A 17009-nucleotide genomic window follows, 5' to 3' on the forward strand; every position below is an offset into this window, starting at 1 on the left:
AAGCTTTATGATTGAGGACTCACAAGGTGCTGTTGTTGAAAAGCGGTAATCGCATCGAATTGATCTTTTAATTGATGATATACGCTTGTATAAATAGATGTCAATTGTTGATAGATACGATAATCGCTTTCATTTACCTTATGAGCCATTCCTGCATGAATCCAATTGTGTGCATGCGACAAATCTTCAATCTCACCCATAGCCAATAATCCGAGCAAAGCAGCCCCGATACCTGAGCTTTCGATGGAGTCAGGCACGGTCACGGTCGTGCCGATCATGTCGGCCATCATCTGACGCCAAAATGCAGATCGGGCAAAGCCGCCGGACGCACGTATTTCAGTTGCAGGCCCCATCACCCGCTCTAAAGATGTGGCGACGGCATGTATTGAGAACATAACGCCCTCTAATGCCGCACGAATCATGTGTTTCTTCTGATGGCTCAGCGAAAGGCCGAAATACAAGCCTCTTGCGTTCGCGTTCCAATACGGAGCACGCTCCCCGGAAAGCAGCGGCAGGAAGAGCAAGCCATCTGAGCCAGCTTGGACCTGGGAGGCCAGCTCCGTTAAATAATCATACGGATCGATCCCTTGACGGCGCGCTTCTTCCGTTTCAAGCGTAGCTACCTGGTCTCTAACCCAGCGGAATACAATACCTCCGTTGTTGATAGGGCCGCCAACGACCCAGAAATTCTCTGCCAGCGCATAACAGAACAGCTTGCCTTCCGGATCCGTCTGCGGCTTCGTTACAACAGCGCGAACCGCTCCGCTTGTTCCGATTGTGACAGCTACGACGCCAGGTTCGAATGCGCCGACGCCAAGGTTGGCGAGAACACCGTCGGAAGCGCCTACTACAAATGGCGTGTTTACGGCAAGGCCCATGGCATCGGCATAATCTGAACCTAATCCTTCGATGCGGAACGTAGTCGGCACAAGCTCCGAAAGCTGATCGCGCTGAACGCCGGCCAAACGGAGCGCTTCCTCATCCCAATCCAGATTCTCAAGGTTGAATAATCCGGTGGCGCTTGCAAGCGAATGGTCAATAACATAACGCCCAAACAGCTTAACAAATACGAATTCCTTGATGCCAATAAATTTATTCGTGCGCTTAACAAGCTCAGGCTCGTTGTCGCGGAACCACATCAACTTAAGCAACGGCGACATCGGATGAATCGGCGTGCCCGTGCGGGAATAAATTTGTTGCCCCAGGCCGCTGCGTTTCAGCTCCTCCGCATAACGCGCGCTGCGGTTATCCGCCCAGGTCACACATGCCGTAAGCGGTTTCATGTCTTGATCGACAGCTATTAGACTATGCATGGCGGAGCTGAAGGAAACGCAGAGCACTTCCTCTGCGGAAATGCCGATTTTGCGAACAACAGCCCCGATGCCTTCCACGACAGCGTTGAAAATCTGTTCAGGATCTTGTTCCGCCCGATCGGTGGCCGGCGTAAACAGCGGATATTCAATGGAATGCGATGCTTTCACGCGCCCCTCGCGATCGATTATCAATGTTTTGGTGCTTGTCGTGCCAATATCCGCAGCTATTACATAAGGCTTAGCCGCTGAAGACAGGTCTGTCATTTCCGAATATTCCCTTCTGTATCAAATGAAAGCTCATAAGGCTCTGTAAGAATTTCAATATCGGGATGCTGACGAGCTGCGTCAAGCAAATTGACGGAAATTTCGATCTCGCCCAGATGAAGTGTATCCTGTATGCGCACAAGTTTGCAGGTTGTATAATCCAAAATATTACAGGTTTTCACGGCTGCTTTTATCGCATAGAAATCATTCTCCAACGTCGTCGCGATTTTCGTAGGCGCACATACCGTCGAAGTCAAGCCGTTGGCGTACGTAAACTCCAAATTGGTTTTATCGACTAAACGCCGGGTGGTAAAATCAGCCGTCCCTACACCATTTGCGTTGCCTTTTGTTTCAGGTGTAAGATCAAGCACAACCATTTTGGCCACATCAGGGCCGCCATGCGCGTAGGGGGTCGGATAACGTCCCGTTACATTCGGGTCCATCCCATCGCCGCTTATATTTTTCCCGATATAATTGATCACAAGCACATCAATCTCGTCGAACAATATTTTCGGCAGCCGCGCTTTCGCTTCTACGAGCAGTTCTTCCTCGCGGGCTTCGATCTCCGCTGCTGGCAGCACTTCTACCCTGCAAGTCTCATCATATGCGTTTTCTACAAGCGCGATCCCGAATACGATAGGCAGCTTCTCTATCATCAGATTCGCCATCGCCGGCACATTTTCGGCCATATATTTAAAACCAAGCTGATGGCAGGCTTCTGCCCCTTTTTGCTTGCCAAGCCCGATCGCAATCATTTTCATAATGCCGCTCTCGATGCGGCCGCGAAATGCTGTGTGCGGCTTCACGCGGTTAATAACCACGATGGCGTCCGCTTCAGAAGCGATGCGATCCACATACACCGGCAATCCATTCGGCAGTTGATCGATCTGCACAACTTCCATCGAAGAACGAATTGGCGCTCCCATGCTCGCTTCCGTTATGCCGAAATGCTGAAGAACTTCGGTTTGACCCTCTGCAGTTGCTCCCCCATGACTGCCCATGCAAGGTACGATGAAGGGAAACGCACCTTTGGCCTTTATCGCGTCCAGGGTCGTTTTGGTGAAGCCTGCGATGTTTGCAATACCACGACTTCCTACAGCAACAGCAACCTGCTGCCCCGGGAGAATGCTCTCCATAACTCCGCTTTCGGCCAGCTTATTTTCCAGTTCCAGCAGCGGAGTTTCCAAAATGGAGCGGTCAAACTTCTGACGAATCTTAACCACTCGGGGAATGGGGATATCGTTTAATAACACTCTTAGAATGCTCATCGGCTTTCTTCCTCTCTCAACTTGATGACAGGGAACGAACGGATTCCCGGACGATCAGCTCTGTTTTTACAAGCAATTGCTCCGTTTCGTGAAGCTTATTTTCTATATTGCCAAGAAGACGAATAGCGCCTTCTGTGCTGATTTGTTCAATCGGTCTGCGAACCGTCGTTAATGCAGGAGTCACGTAGGCGGCAAATAAAGTGTCATCGAAACCAATAATCGACACATCGCGCGGAACTTGCATCCCTGCTTCGGAAATCGCTTTCATGGCGCCTAACGCCATCTCATCATTGCAGCAAAACACTGCGGTCGGGCGATCAGGAAGGGCAAGAAATTGCTTCATAGCCTTGTGGCCGCTCTCTAAGTCATACAGACCAGGAAATCTGTAATCTTCCCGTACGCTTACGCCGCTATGCGTCATCGCCCGTTCGAATCCTTCCTTACGATTCTGGGCGGATTTAAAATCAGCACGACCTTCAATTAGAGCGATTTTCCGGTGTCCCTGCTCGATTAAATAAGAGCCTGCCAGGAAAGCGCCCTGCTCCTCGTCAGAAAGCACATTCAGTACTCCCGTGGTCTCTACAGGCCGATTCAACACGACGAGCGGAATCCCTTTGCCTGCGGCATGCTCAATGAACGGCTGATCATCATCGCTTTGACTGACAACGATAATGCCATCAAAGCTTTTACGCGTAATGGAGTGAAAGCTTCTGTAGTCGTCAATTCCCTTGACGATAAGCTGATAGCGGTCTTGAATGACACCGTTGACGCCGCGTATCGCCTCGTAGAAAAATCCTGCCGAGGTTCCTTTATTCAGCGTTGTAAAAAAGAGTCCTAAATTATACGATCGATCCAGTACCAAGCTTTTCGCGTTAAAATTCGGCGTATAGTCCATCTGCTCGGCGATGGCGCGAATTCGCTCCTTTGTCTCCTCATTAATGAGCGGACTGTCGTTAAGCGCTCGTGAGACTGTCGTATGGGATACGCCCGCGATTCGGGCTATATCTTTAATGGTAACGCTCATACATTCACCTCTACGAAAAGAATATCATGTTATGCACACGTTAACAATAGTCTTTTTAAAACAAGAAAAACCTGAGGCTGTGCCTGTGCCTCAGGTCCTTTTCCAAACCCATACGTCCAGCCATGGGGAGGGAATTGGGTATGGGTCCAACCGCTGGTAAAGCTTGTGTTCCCTCCCACCCATTCCCTCTTCGTTCGACTTTGTGCTGCCTTCTTCTCTTTTCCCTATCCTATCTTCCATCCGGCATTCCTAACAATGAACGCCCCTGTAAGAGTAAGATTCCGGGTACATCTCGCCTCCGCAAGCTTTCGCAAGAAAACGTGTGACAGCCGCCATGCGGCGGCGCACAACGCGCACCCGAGGGCCAATTCGCCATGCACGGCGATAGCGGCGGATCTACGATGCCTTATTCCACGGTAACGTCGATTTCCTCCTCTTGAAGCGGAACTAGGGTGCGTTAAATGTGGGAAACCGTGCCCAAAACCCAGCGTTTCCTGCACATAACGCACGGTAGTTCCGCGAAATGTCCCTACAACCGAAAATACCGCCTCTTAACGAACCTACGTTCCGCTCAGCCGTGCAAATAGACGACTTATCGCAGATCGAGGCGGTATTGCAATTCCAACCGCTGTGGCACTTCTGGATCTTCTACATCCATCCTGTCAAATACTCGTACCACTCGATGCGTGCGGAACCTCTCCGCTCTATTAAAAAAACTCCCTGTGCAGGGAGCTCCAACTAGCGTTTATGATTTAAAAAAATTAGGTAAATACGGTTTGTTCTTCTCCAGCATTTCCTCTATCAACGTCTTGGCTACCCCAACAGAAGGTACCAGCGGATGATGAACAAGTGCTTGCAGAACGAGGTCCCGACTGCCTTGAACGGCGGCAGCGATCGTTAAGCGCTCGTACGTTTTGACCGCATGCATCAGACCTTTCACCTGTTCTGGCACCTTGGTCAAGCCCATTGGGATTGGGCCGTTCGCCGTGACTACACAGTTCACCTCGATACAAGCATCGCTTGGCAAGAAATCGATGATGTTGTTGTTCATTACGTTCAAGGTCTGTATATCACGCTTGTCATTGTAGAGTGAATCCATCAAATTCACCGCTGCCTCGGAATAGTAAGCGCCCCCGCGTTTCTCCAACTGCTTCGGTTTCTCTTGCAAATTCGGATCCTTGTACAGCTCGAAAAGTTCATCCTCTACACGTTTGACGACTTCGGCGCGTGTTCCGTTTTCTTTGAGAGATTCCAGCTGTTCCCGCAGCATGACGTCCGTCATATAGAAATATTTCAAATAGTACGACGGCAGCGATTGAAGCGAACGGAGGAAATCGGCATCCCACTCGGTGGCGGGCACGTTTTTACCGCTGTATTCTTCTCTGCGGTCCAGAAGCTCGCTTAGTTTGTCTTCTCCCCTAATTTCAGCGCGCGTAACCCAGTGAAGATGATTCAAACCGACGAATTCGGTATAAATTTGTTCAGGTACAGCATCGTATTTTTTCATTAACCATTTTTGCAAGCCGATAGGCGCATTGCACAAACCGATGCTTTTCACTTTTGAATACTTGTGAATGGCTTCCGTCACTATCCCCGCAGGATTCGTGAAGTTTAGCAGCCACGCGTTAGGGGCCAATTCTTCAATATCTTTACAAATTTCCAGCAGCACAGGAATCGTACGGAGAGCTTTCATCATCCCGCCAGGCCCCGTGGTTTCTTGTCCAATGACACCATGCAAATTCGGAATATGTTCGTCCCATTTACGGGCTTCCAATAGGCCTACGCGCATTTGAGTACTAATGAAGTCCGCGTTCTCGATTGCTTTTCTGCGATCAAGCGTCAAATGCACCTCGATCGGTAAACCGGATTTCTCGATCATCCTTCTGGCCAGATTGCCGACGATTTCAAGCTTATGCTTACCTGCCTCCACATCGACAAACCAAATTTCCCTGATCGGCAGTTGGGCATATTTCAGAATAAAACCTTCCACGATTTCCGGCGTATAGGAAGACCCTCCACCAATGATTGCAATTTTCAATGCATTTCTCATTGTACACACATCCTAGTCTCGTCTTATAGTTGTATGGATTGATAATCGGATACGGTTTTGAGTTTCTCGTAGGCTTCGGGTGCAAGATTGCCTCCTGCAGCTTCCATCGCCAGCCAAACGGCGCCCACCACAGGTTCTGCTTGGAGCTTAACCAGTGTCGCATTCGGGGCGATTGCACGAACCGCTTGACCGATATAATCATGAATGTAAGTTCCTTCACCCCTTGTCACTATGCTGCCCGCCAAAACAACGTCAAAGCTTGCCTGCTCCATCTTCAATCGCTTGATGACCGCCGTCGCGGATTTGCCCAATTCTTCCCCCTGCACACGAAGAATCCGCAAAGCCACCTCATCCCCTTGATGAGCGGCTTGGAATAGCAATTTGGCCGTATGGAGCGGAACCGGCTTATTCTGATCCATATAGTCATCGAACATATCTTTCACCGAATTAAAGCCTAGGGATTCTAACAAAAGCCCTGTCAGCAGCGTCGGACGTTCCCTGCCGTCCCAAGCACGGATTACCGAACGGAAGGCCTCAATGGCCAAGGTGCCTCCCCCGCCAAAATCGCCAAATTGATAATTGAAGCCGCCGCATTGGAAAAAGTCGCCCCGTTGGTTCTTGCCGGCACTGTTTGTTCCGCTGCCGCATATGAGAACAACCCCATAAGGTTTCGCCGTTCCAGCCCTAAGCGCGATCATCGTATCGCAATCGATTTCATAGCGCGGAAATCCTAGTCCACCGATTAATGGACGAAGGATGGAATAGTCAATCGGTCGATCTGCTCCAGCCAATCCAAAAAACGCAAATTCAATATCCTCACGCGTCAGTTTCGCTTGCCCTAGCGCCATCTCGACAGAGCTTGTTATATTTGCGCGAGCTCGCTCTGCGCCTAATTGATGATTGCCATTACCGCTCTGCCCTTTACCAATAATAGCGCCGTGCTCATCGGTTACCAATGTGTAGGTTTTGCTTCCACCTGCGTCAACGCCCAAATAATACTTCACGCTCACAGCTCCTGTATGTCCGACTTCTCTAGTCCTTTTTTTCTGCTTGTTGACTCTCGAATAATTAATTCCGGCTCTAGTTGCACCGTCGTGTTCCTTCTGGCCGTTCCGTCAATCCATTTCAGCAGCAGATCAACGCCATGCTTGCCCATCTTATCGGCGGGCTGCCGGACGGTCGTTAACATAGGATGGAATTCCGCCGCGAAAATCTGATCATCAAAGCCAATAACAGATACATCCTGCGGTATTTTGTAGCCATGATTTTTCAGAGCGTCCATCACGCCGAAAGCAGTTAAATCATCCGCAGCAAACACTGCGCTTGGGAGTTTTCCTGACTGTATCCAGCCGTTCATCGCCTGATAACCCGAAGTCATGCTAAAATTGCCTTGCTCGATCCAAGTTGGATCCAGACCTGCATCGACCATCGCACTCATAAATCCGCGCTGCCGCTCACTGCTGCTTAAAAAAGGCTCAGGGCCTCGAATATGGGCTATTTCCGTATGTCCAAGATCGATTAAATGTTTCGTCGCCTCATATCCGCCTTTATAATTATCAACGATAACAGAGGATATCGAAGGTTGAATATGTTGATTGTCCAGCATGACGAATGGAATTTTCTTTTTTTTCAGTTCCAGGACATATTCATCCTCGTTGATCGGCGACAACAAAATTACCCCATCCACACGATCCTCTTGAAACATGGAATTATTAAACGAAGAGAATACTTCTGTAGAGATAGAAAGCGCCAAAAAATAGCCCTTCTCCGCTAGACGATCGTTAATTTCTTTGACAACAGCATCCAAGAACGAATCGTTCAACGTCGTAATAGCAAGTCCGATAATCCCTGTCTTCCCTCGTGCCAAACTTCGCGCGGCAGCATTCGGGCGGTAGTCCAATTCTTTCATAGCCTGAAGCACTTTTTGCCGATTTTTTTCACGCACAGTACCTGCTTGATTAATGACTCGCGAAACAGTCACTACCGACAATCCGCTTTTCTTGGCAACATCAAAGATACTCACTTTCATTCGGGAACAACTCCTATTGCTAATCTTGCGGCAATCCATCGATGTACAGCATACTTCCAAGTTATCATACTTAACTGATCAAATACACATCAAACCCCTAAAGTTTAATCGCTTTAACTTTTAACCTAAAAAATATTAAAATCCTATCACAAATATTAAATTTAATACCTCTATTGTATCGAATACTCTCGAATATTCATTCCCTCCAAAAATTAAATCGCTTTAACTTTATGAATTAAGTATAAATGAAGTTTTATTGATTCACAAGATCAAATTATCACAAATACAAAAGAGAGACCGTATCTAGATACAGGCTCTCTTTTTATTTGCTTCCACTATTCATTTTCACATCTCCAATAAGAGCATTTCTTGCCTCATTTCGACTAGCTTCAGCTTGCTTTCCATGACCGCTTTCTGATCCCCGTTAGCAATCGCGTCTTGCAGGGTGGCGAGCTCGTAATCCAGCTCCATGCGTAAAATGGGAATCCGCTCATCGGTGCGTTTGGATCGCAGCGCTTGCATGACCTCTTCTACTGTCACAGCCGGCTCCTTCTGATACAGCACTTTATGCTCGATGCCGCTTATCTCCACCATGCGTATGATTTCCCCGAACATAATATTCTCAATGAGAATCTGCCGATCCTTAAACCTTTTTACAACCGCATGGCCACGTGTGTCGCCAATCAACTTCTCCATCATTTCTGCAAGCTTCTCATCTTTAAAGGAGTAATTGCCAACGATTTTATACTTTTCTCCGATGCGTTCGAATTTCAGCTTAATCAGCTTGCGACCTGTACGAATCGAAATAATGAATTGCTGCTCGCTTTCGTTCCAATACAAAGAATAGCCTTCCTGAATAAGGGTTTTAATAAAATTCCGGATTAGCCGGCGATCAAATCGTAACTCTAGGTTGCAATACTCCACTTCATGACTCTTACTCACGGCAATCCCCTCCAAATCAATTGCTTCATTTTATTAAATATTCAGACAACTTATCTTCTTACTCTTATCTTATTATTAATTCTATGTTTTAGCAACTTGGATTATTGACATTTTTTTAAGCTTCCGCGCACAAAAAAAACCGATGCCTGTATCTCCGCGGCACCGGCTTTAAACAGGAATAACTTCCGCTGTTCCTTATAGTTCAAGCAAGCTCTTAATGAGCAAAAAAGGGAGTGCGCCAATAGAAACAAACGCATACATAAAGCCTAGTGCCACCGCTCGAAGATGTTTCACAATCATCACTCCTAAACCGTATAGTTACTGCTGTGAATTCTCCCTCAGTGTACTCCCTATTGCTCATCGATTTATTAAATCAACCTGAATCTAACATTAAATTTACAAGTGCTTATCCTCATTCAAATTGACAATTTAACCCCTCATCTTTAATGCCAGCCCCAGAAAAAGCCGTCTCGTTCCCAAGCCGCTCTTCCCCCATGCAGTTTCTTGAACGCTTTTTTCACTTCTTTGTCGATCGCCTGATTCCCATTTTCATTCACATAAATAAAGGCTTCGCCATAATGGCGAACGATATAAGCCACAGCTGCCTCTTGATATAAAATGCCAGCTGACTTCAACTCTTGGAACATCCACTCTGCCACTTCATTTGCCGTAAAAGTCATTCTGTCTACTCTTCCTTTCAATCGCGTAACTGCCGTTATATTGTACCATAGTCAAGCATACGGCGAGAAATAACTATTTCCGGAACTCAGTACAGGAGCACAATCAATACTGCCTTGCCGTTTAGCCCATTCCTTCTTGGATAGGCAGCCATATGCTATCACGTAACTCAAGCATAAATTGAATAAATATGAAAGGGTGATTGAAATGGGCTATGGAGTAGGATGTGGCACCGGCGGAGGATATACGTCTTCGGCAGCAATCTTGGTTCTTTTCATTTTGTTAGTCATTATATCCAGTGCTTTCGTTATCTAAATATTGATAAAATACAAAGGGGCTCCCTTGAACAACAGGCAGCCCCTTTATTTTTGTCTAAACAGCCTCCGCCTCGCCTGGCTGAAGAATTACCGAGCCAACTCCAAGAAGTATCAGAGCAAACAGCAGCATAACGCCCATATGCATCCACATCTCGGAGAGCGACTGCCCCGAGGCCATCCGTTCAATGGCATCAATGACCCACGTCTGCGGGACGAAATTAGCTACTTTCTGCATCCACTCCGGCATGAAGCTTATGGGCCAGAAGCAGCCGCCAAGCATGCAAGTCGGGGTAACGACCAAGTTGTTGATGATATTTAAGTTGTTAGCGTTTTTGACTAGCCCAGCTATCGCGCTGGCAATCCCCATGCTGGCAAGCAAGAAGAACTCCAGCATAATAAAATGCGGTACAAATGGTAACCCATAGTTATAATTGGCAACATATCTGGTAACTACAAGGATAACCAGAACTTGCATAGTGCCGACAAGGAAGCTGCCTAGAAAATAGCCCCAAACAATTTCAATCGATCGGACAGGCGCGGTATAGGTTCGAGCTAACGTTCTATGGGCACGATCGTCCATAATCACCGCAACCGTATTATTAATTAGACCCATCATGAACATCAGCATAAAACCAATGATTGAATTCATTCTCGGATCGATATATAAACCGAAGTCCGTAATTGCCGCCTTGACTTGATGTTTCTCCGTTTGAGCAATAATCTGATCCACAGCCTGTTGAAGAGCTGCAGCTTGGAGCCCCAATTTCTTTTGAAGATCAATCGCCCCTTGAAGTCTGGATATCGTGCTGTCCAGATTCAATTTCAGCGTAATGGTAGCCTCATTCAAATAAAGGTTATACATATCGACTTGAACGAATGCGCCCTCCATCAGGGTCTGACTGAAATCCTCAGGAATGATAAAAGCGACAGCTGTTTGTTGCTTGATAACCCTTTCTTTCAGCAAATCTTGCGAAGAGCCTTCAGTCAAGTGATAATCCGGCATACTGGATAATTCATGAACTAAGTGATTCCCCCATGTCCCACGATCCGCATTGATGTATTGGACTTCAACGACTCTGTTCTGCTGCCCAAGGATGCCAATAATGAGCGAGACCACTGTTGCGGGTATGATGAGATACATCAAGATGCCCTTTTTCTGTAGCAGCGTTCTGCGCAGCATATTAAGCGCTATATAGAAGCTATTCATGGTATCCCGCCTTTCGGTAAGCAATTAAGGAAACGACCACAAGACCGGCTCCAACTGCCGCTAATATAAGAACATGATGAGCAATAACCGCACTGTCGCTGCTTAGCATGATCCGAAACAAACTCTGCATCCCCCAATAATTAACAGTAAATTCGCCTAAGCGCTGCAGGAAGCCGTCCGGCAATGGGGTAAAACCTCCACTTAGAAAAGTCATGACTAAAATGATCACTTGAAATATCGTACTAATTGCTTTGGTCGATCCTGCAAGATTCATAACGATAATGGCTAAGCTCATGGAGACAATAATGGCGATAGCGCAGACAAGAAAAAGCATAACAAAAGAATGTCCCCAATCCACCCCATAAAACAGCATTGTTGCGGCGATAATTACAATAGCCTGCATCAGCGAAATGAGGGCATTCCCCAGTACTTTACCAAGCAAAATATGCAAATTGGATATAGGCAGCGCATTTAAACGGGCCAGGGTATGCCTATCTCGTTCGTTTTGCAGCCCTATGGCCGTCGACATGCCCGAGTACAATAAAAACATGATCAACATCGAAGCCGCATAATACTGCGTAGCGGTGTAGCTTGCGTATGCGAGCGTCAGATTTCCGGCACGAACATGCGATGCCGCTGTCCCCTTCGTTTTATAAAAGTCGGCAGATTCCAGTTGCTGCATAACCTCCGGAGCTGTCGGTCCCGCTGTAAGCAATGTCGCTTGAATTTGATTGGTCCTGTCCAGGAATGAACGGAGCGCCATTTGACCAGTAAGGTTTTGGGCGTAGTTTTTACCAAGAATCATTTCCCACTGCGCTTCTTTGCCTTGCAATACTTGCATACTGAAGTCACTAGGAATAATCAGAGCAAAGTCGGAGTCGCCATCTTTCACTCTCTGTACAGCTTCTTCTCTTGTTGAAACGGGATTCTTTAAAAGAACTTGCTTCATTTCAGGCGCAGAAACAAAGCTCTCGAACCAGCCGCTAATAGGTCCTGTATCCTTTTGAACAACATCTAATTTTACAGGGACCAGCGTCTGGTCTTCGGGTTTAAATTGATTGGAAAGCGCAGATCCTAAAATAAAGATAAGAACAAGAGGCAAAAGAAATTGCATGATAAGCACAAAACGCATTCGCTGCAAGCGAAGTATTTCATACCAGGCAATGATCCATATATTCATCATATCAGCCACCTAATCCCTTAAAGTTCTGCCTGTCAAGGATAGGAACAGCGTCTCAAGATCAGGTTCGACTTGCGATAGCGCTGCAATCTTCACTTCATGTTTGGACAAAATGAACAAAATGTCTTGCAAAAAAGCTTGCGAGGAGCCTAGTAGCAGTTCGATCGTACCTTCTTGAACGGTAACTTTCTTAACTCGCGGATGCTCATTAAGCTCTTGAATCGCCGCATCGACAATATGGGATACTTGGATTAACAATTTATGATCCTGACCAACTTTACTGCGAAGCTCCTCTTGAGTTCCGCAAGCGATGAGACGCCCATGATCCAGAATGCCTACTCGCGTAGAAATCGCTGAAACCTCTTCCATATAATGGCTTGTGTAAATGATAGTAGAACCCATGCGGTTCAGCGCTCGAACCGATTCCAGAATATGATTGCGGGATTGCGGATCAATCCCTACCGTCGGCTCATCCATAATAATCAGCTTCGGATGATGCATGATGGCGCAGGCAATGTTTAACCTTCGTTTCATCCCGCCGGAAAATGAGCGCGGCTTATCCCCACTGCGATCAGATAAGCCTACAAAGTCAAGCGCTTCAGCGACTCTTTCTTTCAGGAGCTTGCCTCGCAAACCATACAGCCTTGCGAAGAATGTCACGTTTTCTTTGGCTGTCAGTCCTTCGTAAATCGCCAAATCCTGAGGCACAAGCCCAATTCTGCGTTGCACTTCAAGCGTTTGATTGGCAACGGATAACCCGTCCACGGTCATCTGCCCTTGATCGATTTTGAGCAATCCGCTCAGCATTTTAATAGTTGTGCTTTTACCCGCTCCATTTGGACCTAGAAGTCCAAACACTTCCCCTTCTTCAATCGTCAAATTCAAATGATCGACAGATATATGGTGACTATATTTTTTTACCACATCTTTAATACGAACAATACTCACAAAATCCGCTCCTTTACTCCGTTTGCGTATGTTACTGCTATTGTACCGTTCCTGTAGCGAGGTCGCAGGTAGATAAAGTCATTGAATAATATGACAAAAGTCATGCCTTATAAATCTATAAATCTATAATTCTATCGATCATTCCTAGGAGAAATTGTGCTATAATTTGCATACATATGTTGGAAAAGGAAGGAAATCGTTTGACACCACTACTTGCATTTGCACGCTATGCATTAATTCTCATACCTGCCATTTCTTCAATGTTTTTAGAAACTTATGCTTCTTATGGAATATTCGTATTCCTCATTCTTCTGCTCATTTGGATGGCGGAACTGCGCAGGACCGTCTTCTCGGCTCCGAATTCCTATTATGTACTTGTAGTCGAAATTATTTTTATCGCGTGGATGAGCTATCACTATAAAGGGCTTCTTTATGTCATGTTCTACTCCACGCTTGTTTCGTATGTCCAATTAACCGAAAGTCGATTTCGCTATTTTTGCCTTATGCTGCAAGCGGTTTTGCTGAATGTTTCACTGCAAGATCAACCGGCAAGTCAATATGTAATAGCGAATCTCATATTCATCGCGTTTACCGCACTCCTATTGAAGCTCATCTTCGTTGGACAAAACAAGGAGGAAGTCGAGCAGCTCTACGATCAGCTCAGGCGCCAGCACTATGAGTTAGAAGAGGCGCGCATGCAGTTAATGGATTACGCCCGCAAAGTCGAGCATATTGCGCAAGCTGATGAGCGAAATCGGATTTCCCGAGACATCCATGACGATCTTGGACATAAGCTCATCAGGCTCAAAATGATGATGGAAGCCGCCATCCGCGTCCTGCCGGCCCCACATCAGCAGCAGCAAGGCATGGACATGCTCGCCTCCATACGCGACCAGTTGAGTGAAAGCATGGAGTTGTTGCGCTCCACTGTGCGTCGCTTAAAACCTGATGAGGCAGAGCTGCAAAATTACTCTCTCAACAAATTAATTGAAGGCCTCACGAAGGGAAGCGGAATCGCAGTCCAATTGGAGATTCAGGGCATGCCTTACGCGCTATACCCTAGTCTGGAATTTATTCTGTACCGCAACGCGCAAGAAGCTGTCACAAATGCAATTCGCCATGGCGCGGCAACGCAAGTACATATTCAATTAAGCTACGAACCTAAACAAATTACAATGTGTATATCCAACAACGGCAAACGGCCGGAACATGATATCGCCAAGGGCATGGGCATCAGTGGAATGGAAGAACGCGCCAAGCTCATTGACGGTAAGCTGTATATGTCAGCCCATGAGCAATTCATGATCACAACCGTATTGCCAACTTATCGTCAAAATCAATCTACGTAGAGGGGAAACATATAACTATGATTCATGTGCTCATTACAGATGATGATCCGTTTATCCGTGAAAGCTTGAAATTAATTATCGGCCTTGACGAAGAAATTACCGTCGTAGGAACATGCATGCACGGCGAGGAAGCGTTTGAAGTCATCCAAAGCGGTACGAAAGTAGACGTCGTCCTCATGGACATCCGAATGCCAATCTGCGATGGCGTTCAAGGCACACTACGGATTAAGACGGTTTTTCCCGAAGTCGCCGTACTCATTCTAACTACCTTCGATGATGACGAGTTCATTGTCCAAGCGTTACGCAATGGCGCCAGCGGTTACTTACTCAAAAACATAGCGCCTGATCGGATCATTCAGGGCATTAAAACGGTTCAACAAGGCAATCTTCTCATTCATCCCGATATTGCCAAGAAATTAACTGCCTTCATAAGCCAGGGACCTGCTAAGCCTTCAGAACCAGCAAAACCATTGAGTACTCTCGGACTAACCCCCGCAGAGCAAAATGTCGTTTTGAAAATTTCCGAAGGCCTCTCCAATAAAGAAATCGCCCAGGAATTATTCCTGAGCGAAGGTACAGTTAAAAATTATATTACAGAAATCCTCAGTAAATTGAACTTGCGAGATCGTACGCAAATTGCCATCTTTTACTTGAAAAATCAATCGAGTACGGGCGCCTGAATTTACTTGACGATCGAGACCTCGATATCTTCTTTGGACGAACTGCCGACAACATACATCGAAGAGTTAGTGTAATCCAGCATTTTGGTAAGCTTCAATGTTGTCCGATAGAAGTGATTATTCTCTGTTAACAGATAATTGTACGTGTTCTCCTCAGGCAATGCATCGACAATAATAGGGTTGGTCACATACGGTTTATCACCCAGCATAAAATAGCGGTTATCTTCCATATACTTTTTGAGCGCCAGCCGTTTGGAATCATCCGTTTCACCCGTGATGACGAACGGCTCATTCACTTTGTATGACGGCTGCGGCGCTTCTTTCCATTTGGTTTTTAATTCCGATTCTCCGACGTAGAATTCCCCTGTATATTTATCCTTTGCTTTTCGCAAGCCTTGCGTGTCAATCCCCATTCTCTCAACATCTTTCAGCCTGTAATACGTTGTTTCATCGGTCATATTGGTAAGAACCGGATACGTAGCTCCTAGATAATCCATGTACTGGGCATAGGGGTATTGTAAAACAATCTCCGTATAGTTCGTATCCGTCCCCTCGGAAGGCTGCTCCGTGTGGATGCGACTATTCAAATAAATCGTTTTGTTGCTCTCTTTCCAGTTGACAACCGCACCTAAATAAGTGCCAAGCTCCTTGACCGGTAAATAGCTTGTATTATTATAAATTAAAGGCGGGTTTGCCAATTTCACCTGTTGACCGTTGACAACAACATTAAAGTCAGGACGCAAATAGGCATCAACGCGTTGAATCAAGTCCTGTGCATATACACCTGCCGTGAAGCAAGTTCCCATTAATGTGCCGAGAATCGTAATTTTAGACCATTTTGGCATGCTCATATGTACTAGTCACTCCTGCCTTCCATGATTGGATCTTTTTGCAATACTTTCGTCAAAATGCGATAATTTTCCTGCTTTTTTCAATAAATTGAATCGAATGGCCTATTTCTCGAGCTTAGGAAGTTCCGATGCATTGCGAGAATCGTCGAATTGATTTAGAATAATTACAAACAAGCGTCAAGAAAGGAACGACACGATATGCATTTTACAGGTTTTACTAAGCATGATTTCGAAACATTTGCTATAGAAGGTTTAGACGGTCGAATGGAAGCAATTCGCGAGCGCATACAGCCTAAGTTCAAAGCGCTGGGAGATTCGCTCTGCGAAGATCTTTCCCTACTCTCCGGCAATGAAATGTTCCTCCATATCGCTAAACACGCCAGACGTACGGTGAATCCGCCTGTAGATACTTGGATGGCGATTTGTCCAAACAAGCGCGGTTATAAGCAAGTCCCTCATTTCCAAGTCGGCCTTTTCGACGACCATGTCTTTATATGGCTGGCGCTTATTTACGAGCTCCCCAATAAAGCTAACATCGCGACGCGGTATATGAAAGAAATTTCACGCTTTGAGAAGGAGCTCCCTGCTGACTTCGTCCTTTCCTTCGATCATATGAAAAAGGATACTGTTGCCATATCCCAGCTGGATCGCGATGGGTGGCAGACAGCGCTAACCCGCTTCCGCGATGTAAAGAAAGTCGAATTGCTCATAGGTCGAAATCTATCCTCCGGCGACCCTTTGCTTACGCAGGGTCCAGCGTTCGAACAGCTTGTCAAACAAACCTTTGAGTCGCTAATGCCGCTTTATCGCATGGCCGTTGGCGCCGAATAAATGCCTTTTACATTGAAAATTTATGTTCGTTTAATGTTCCTTTAAAGTAAAATGAACCCCTCCTGCACAGACTAAGCT

General features: G+C 46.4%; 16 protein-coding genes. 4 read left to right on the forward strand and 12 right to left on the reverse strand.

Translation table 11 applies throughout. From position 1 onward, the window contains the following. Nucleotides 1-5: 5 nt before the first annotated feature. The 8 genes from gntK to ABRS97_RS01750 form a co-directional block, all read right to left on the reverse strand. Nucleotides 6-1577: a gluconokinase gene (gntK, locus tag ABRS97_RS01715; RefSeq protein ID WP_367811165.1), complete on the reverse strand. Its 1572-nt coding sequence runs from the start codon at nt 1575-1577 to the stop codon at nt 6-8. Beyond that, a complete protein-coding gene (locus tag ABRS97_RS01720) occupies nt 1574-2845 on the reverse strand; it encodes a nickel pincer cofactor-dependent isomerase, group 22 (protein WP_367811166.1) in 1272 nt (423 codons plus the stop codon). Before ABRS97_RS01720 ends, gntK begins: the two co-directional genes overlap by 4 nt. 16 nt (nt 2846-2861) lie before the next feature. Continuing rightward, nucleotides 2862-3869, reverse strand: coding sequence for a LacI family DNA-binding transcriptional regulator (locus tag ABRS97_RS01725; protein WP_367811167.1), 1008 nt, complete (start codon nt 3867-3869; stop codon nt 2862-2864). Nucleotides 3870-4614: 745 nt separating this feature from the next. Next, complete coding sequence (locus ABRS97_RS01730) at nt 4615-5919, reverse strand: 6-phospho-beta-glucosidase (protein ID WP_367811168.1); 1305 nt, start codon at nt 5917-5919, stop codon at nt 4615-4617. A 23-nt stretch (nt 5920-5942) separates the two neighbouring features. Next, nucleotides 5943-6923, reverse strand: coding sequence for an N-acetylglucosamine kinase (locus tag ABRS97_RS01735; RefSeq protein WP_367811169.1), 981 nt, complete (start codon nt 6921-6923; stop codon nt 5943-5945). A 2-nt stretch (nt 6924-6925) separates the two neighbouring features. Continuing rightward, nucleotides 6926-7948, reverse strand: a complete 1023-nt coding sequence (locus ABRS97_RS01740; protein ID WP_367811170.1) for a LacI family DNA-binding transcriptional regulator — start codon at nt 7946-7948, stop codon at nt 6926-6928. Nucleotides 7949-8293: 345 nt separating this feature from the next. Then, nucleotides 8294-8890, reverse strand: coding sequence for a hypothetical protein (locus ABRS97_RS01745; protein ID WP_367811171.1), 597 nt, complete (start codon nt 8888-8890; stop codon nt 8294-8296). 443 nt (nt 8891-9333) lie between these two features. Next, nucleotides 9334-9570, reverse strand: a complete 237-nt coding sequence (locus ABRS97_RS01750; protein WP_367811172.1) for a DUF6953 family protein — start codon at nt 9568-9570, stop codon at nt 9334-9336. 205 nt (nt 9571-9775) lie between these two features. Between ABRS97_RS01750 and ABRS97_RS01755 the strand changes: the two genes are divergently transcribed. Then, a complete protein-coding gene (locus ABRS97_RS01755; RefSeq protein WP_367811173.1) occupies nt 9776-9883 on the forward strand; it encodes a YjcZ family sporulation protein in 108 nt (35 codons plus the stop codon). Nucleotides 9884-9940: 57 nt separating this feature from the next. Here ABRS97_RS01755 and ABRS97_RS01760 read toward each other — a convergent pair whose 3' ends face one another. From ABRS97_RS01760 to ABRS97_RS01770, 3 genes are read right to left on the reverse strand one after another with little or no spacing between them, the layout of a single operon-like run. Beyond that, nucleotides 9941-11092: an ABC transporter permease gene (locus ABRS97_RS01760; protein WP_367811174.1), complete on the reverse strand. Its 1152-nt coding sequence runs from the start codon at nt 11090-11092 to the stop codon at nt 9941-9943. Next, nucleotides 11085-12275 (reverse strand): ABC transporter permease, encoded by a 1191-nt coding sequence (locus ABRS97_RS01765; RefSeq protein ID WP_367811175.1) that lies wholly within the window; start codon nt 12273-12275, stop codon nt 11085-11087. Before ABRS97_RS01765 ends, ABRS97_RS01760 begins: the two co-directional genes overlap by 8 nt. 9 nt (nt 12276-12284) lie before the next feature. Further along, nucleotides 12285-13220: an ABC transporter ATP-binding protein gene (locus ABRS97_RS01770; protein ID WP_367811176.1), complete on the reverse strand. Its 936-nt coding sequence runs from the start codon at nt 13218-13220 to the stop codon at nt 12285-12287. Nucleotides 13221-13420: 200 nt separating this feature from the next. Here ABRS97_RS01770 and ABRS97_RS01775 point away from each other — a divergent pair, with 200 nt between their 5' ends. After that, nucleotides 13421-14569: a sensor histidine kinase gene (locus tag ABRS97_RS01775; protein ID WP_367811177.1), complete on the forward strand. Its 1149-nt coding sequence runs from the start codon at nt 13421-13423 to the stop codon at nt 14567-14569. Between the two features lie 17 nt (nt 14570-14586). Then, nucleotides 14587-15249, forward strand: coding sequence for a response regulator transcription factor (locus tag ABRS97_RS01780; protein ID WP_367811178.1), 663 nt, complete (start codon nt 14587-14589; stop codon nt 15247-15249). 2 nt (nt 15250-15251) lie between these two features. Here ABRS97_RS01780 and ABRS97_RS01785 read toward each other — a convergent pair whose 3' ends face one another. Next, on the reverse strand, nt 15252-16100 hold the full coding sequence (locus tag ABRS97_RS01785) for a stalk domain-containing protein (protein ID WP_367811179.1): 849 nt from the start codon (nt 16098-16100) through the stop codon (nt 15252-15254). Nucleotides 16101-16298: 198 nt separating this feature from the next. Here ABRS97_RS01785 and ABRS97_RS01790 point away from each other — a divergent pair, with 198 nt between their 5' ends. Beyond that, a complete protein-coding gene (locus ABRS97_RS01790) occupies nt 16299-16931 on the forward strand; it encodes a DUF1054 domain-containing protein (RefSeq protein WP_367811180.1) in 633 nt (210 codons plus the stop codon). The last annotated feature ends 78 nt before the right edge of the window (nt 16932-17009 follow it).

Source organism: Paenibacillus tabacirhizosphaerae (assembly GCF_040812395.1).
Taxonomy (GTDB): Bacteria; Bacillota; Bacilli; order Paenibacillales; family NBRC-103111; genus Paenibacillus_E.

Coding starts and splice junctions, on each gene's coding strand:
- gntK (WP_367811165.1), bottom strand. CDS start 1,577: ATGACAGACCTGTCTTCAGCGGCTAAGCCTTATGTAATAGCTGCGGAT.
- ABRS97_RS01720 (WP_367811166.1), bottom strand. CDS start 2,845: ATGAGCATTCTAAGAGTGTTATTAAACGATATCCCCATTCCCCGAGTG.
- ABRS97_RS01725 (WP_367811167.1), bottom strand. CDS start 3,869: ATGAGCGTTACCATTAAAGATATAGCCCGAATCGCGGGCGTATCCCAT.
- ABRS97_RS01730 (WP_367811168.1), bottom strand. CDS start 5,919: ATGAGAAATGCATTGAAAATTGCAATCATTGGTGGAGGGTCTTCCTAT.
- ABRS97_RS01740 (WP_367811170.1), bottom strand. CDS start 7,948: ATGAAAGTGAGTATCTTTGATGTTGCCAAGAAAAGCGGATTGTCGGTA.
- ABRS97_RS01750 (WP_367811172.1), bottom strand. CDS start 9,570: ATGACTTTTACGGCAAATGAAGTGGCAGAGTGGATGTTCCAAGAGTTG.
- ABRS97_RS01755 (WP_367811173.1), top strand. CDS start 9,776: ATGGGCTATGGAGTAGGATGTGGCACCGGCGGAGGATATACGTCTTCG.
- ABRS97_RS01760 (WP_367811174.1), bottom strand. CDS start 11,092: ATGAATAGCTTCTATATAGCGCTTAATATGCTGCGCAGAACGCTGCTA.
- ABRS97_RS01765 (WP_367811175.1), bottom strand. CDS start 12,275: ATGATGAATATATGGATCATTGCCTGGTATGAAATACTTCGCTTGCAG.
- ABRS97_RS01780 (WP_367811178.1), top strand. CDS start 14,587: ATGATTCATGTGCTCATTACAGATGATGATCCGTTTATCCGTGAAAGC.
- ABRS97_RS01785 (WP_367811179.1), bottom strand. CDS start 16,100: ATGAGCATGCCAAAATGGTCTAAAATTACGATTCTCGGCACATTAATG.
- ABRS97_RS01790 (WP_367811180.1), top strand. CDS start 16,299: ATGCATTTTACAGGTTTTACTAAGCATGATTTCGAAACATTTGCTATA.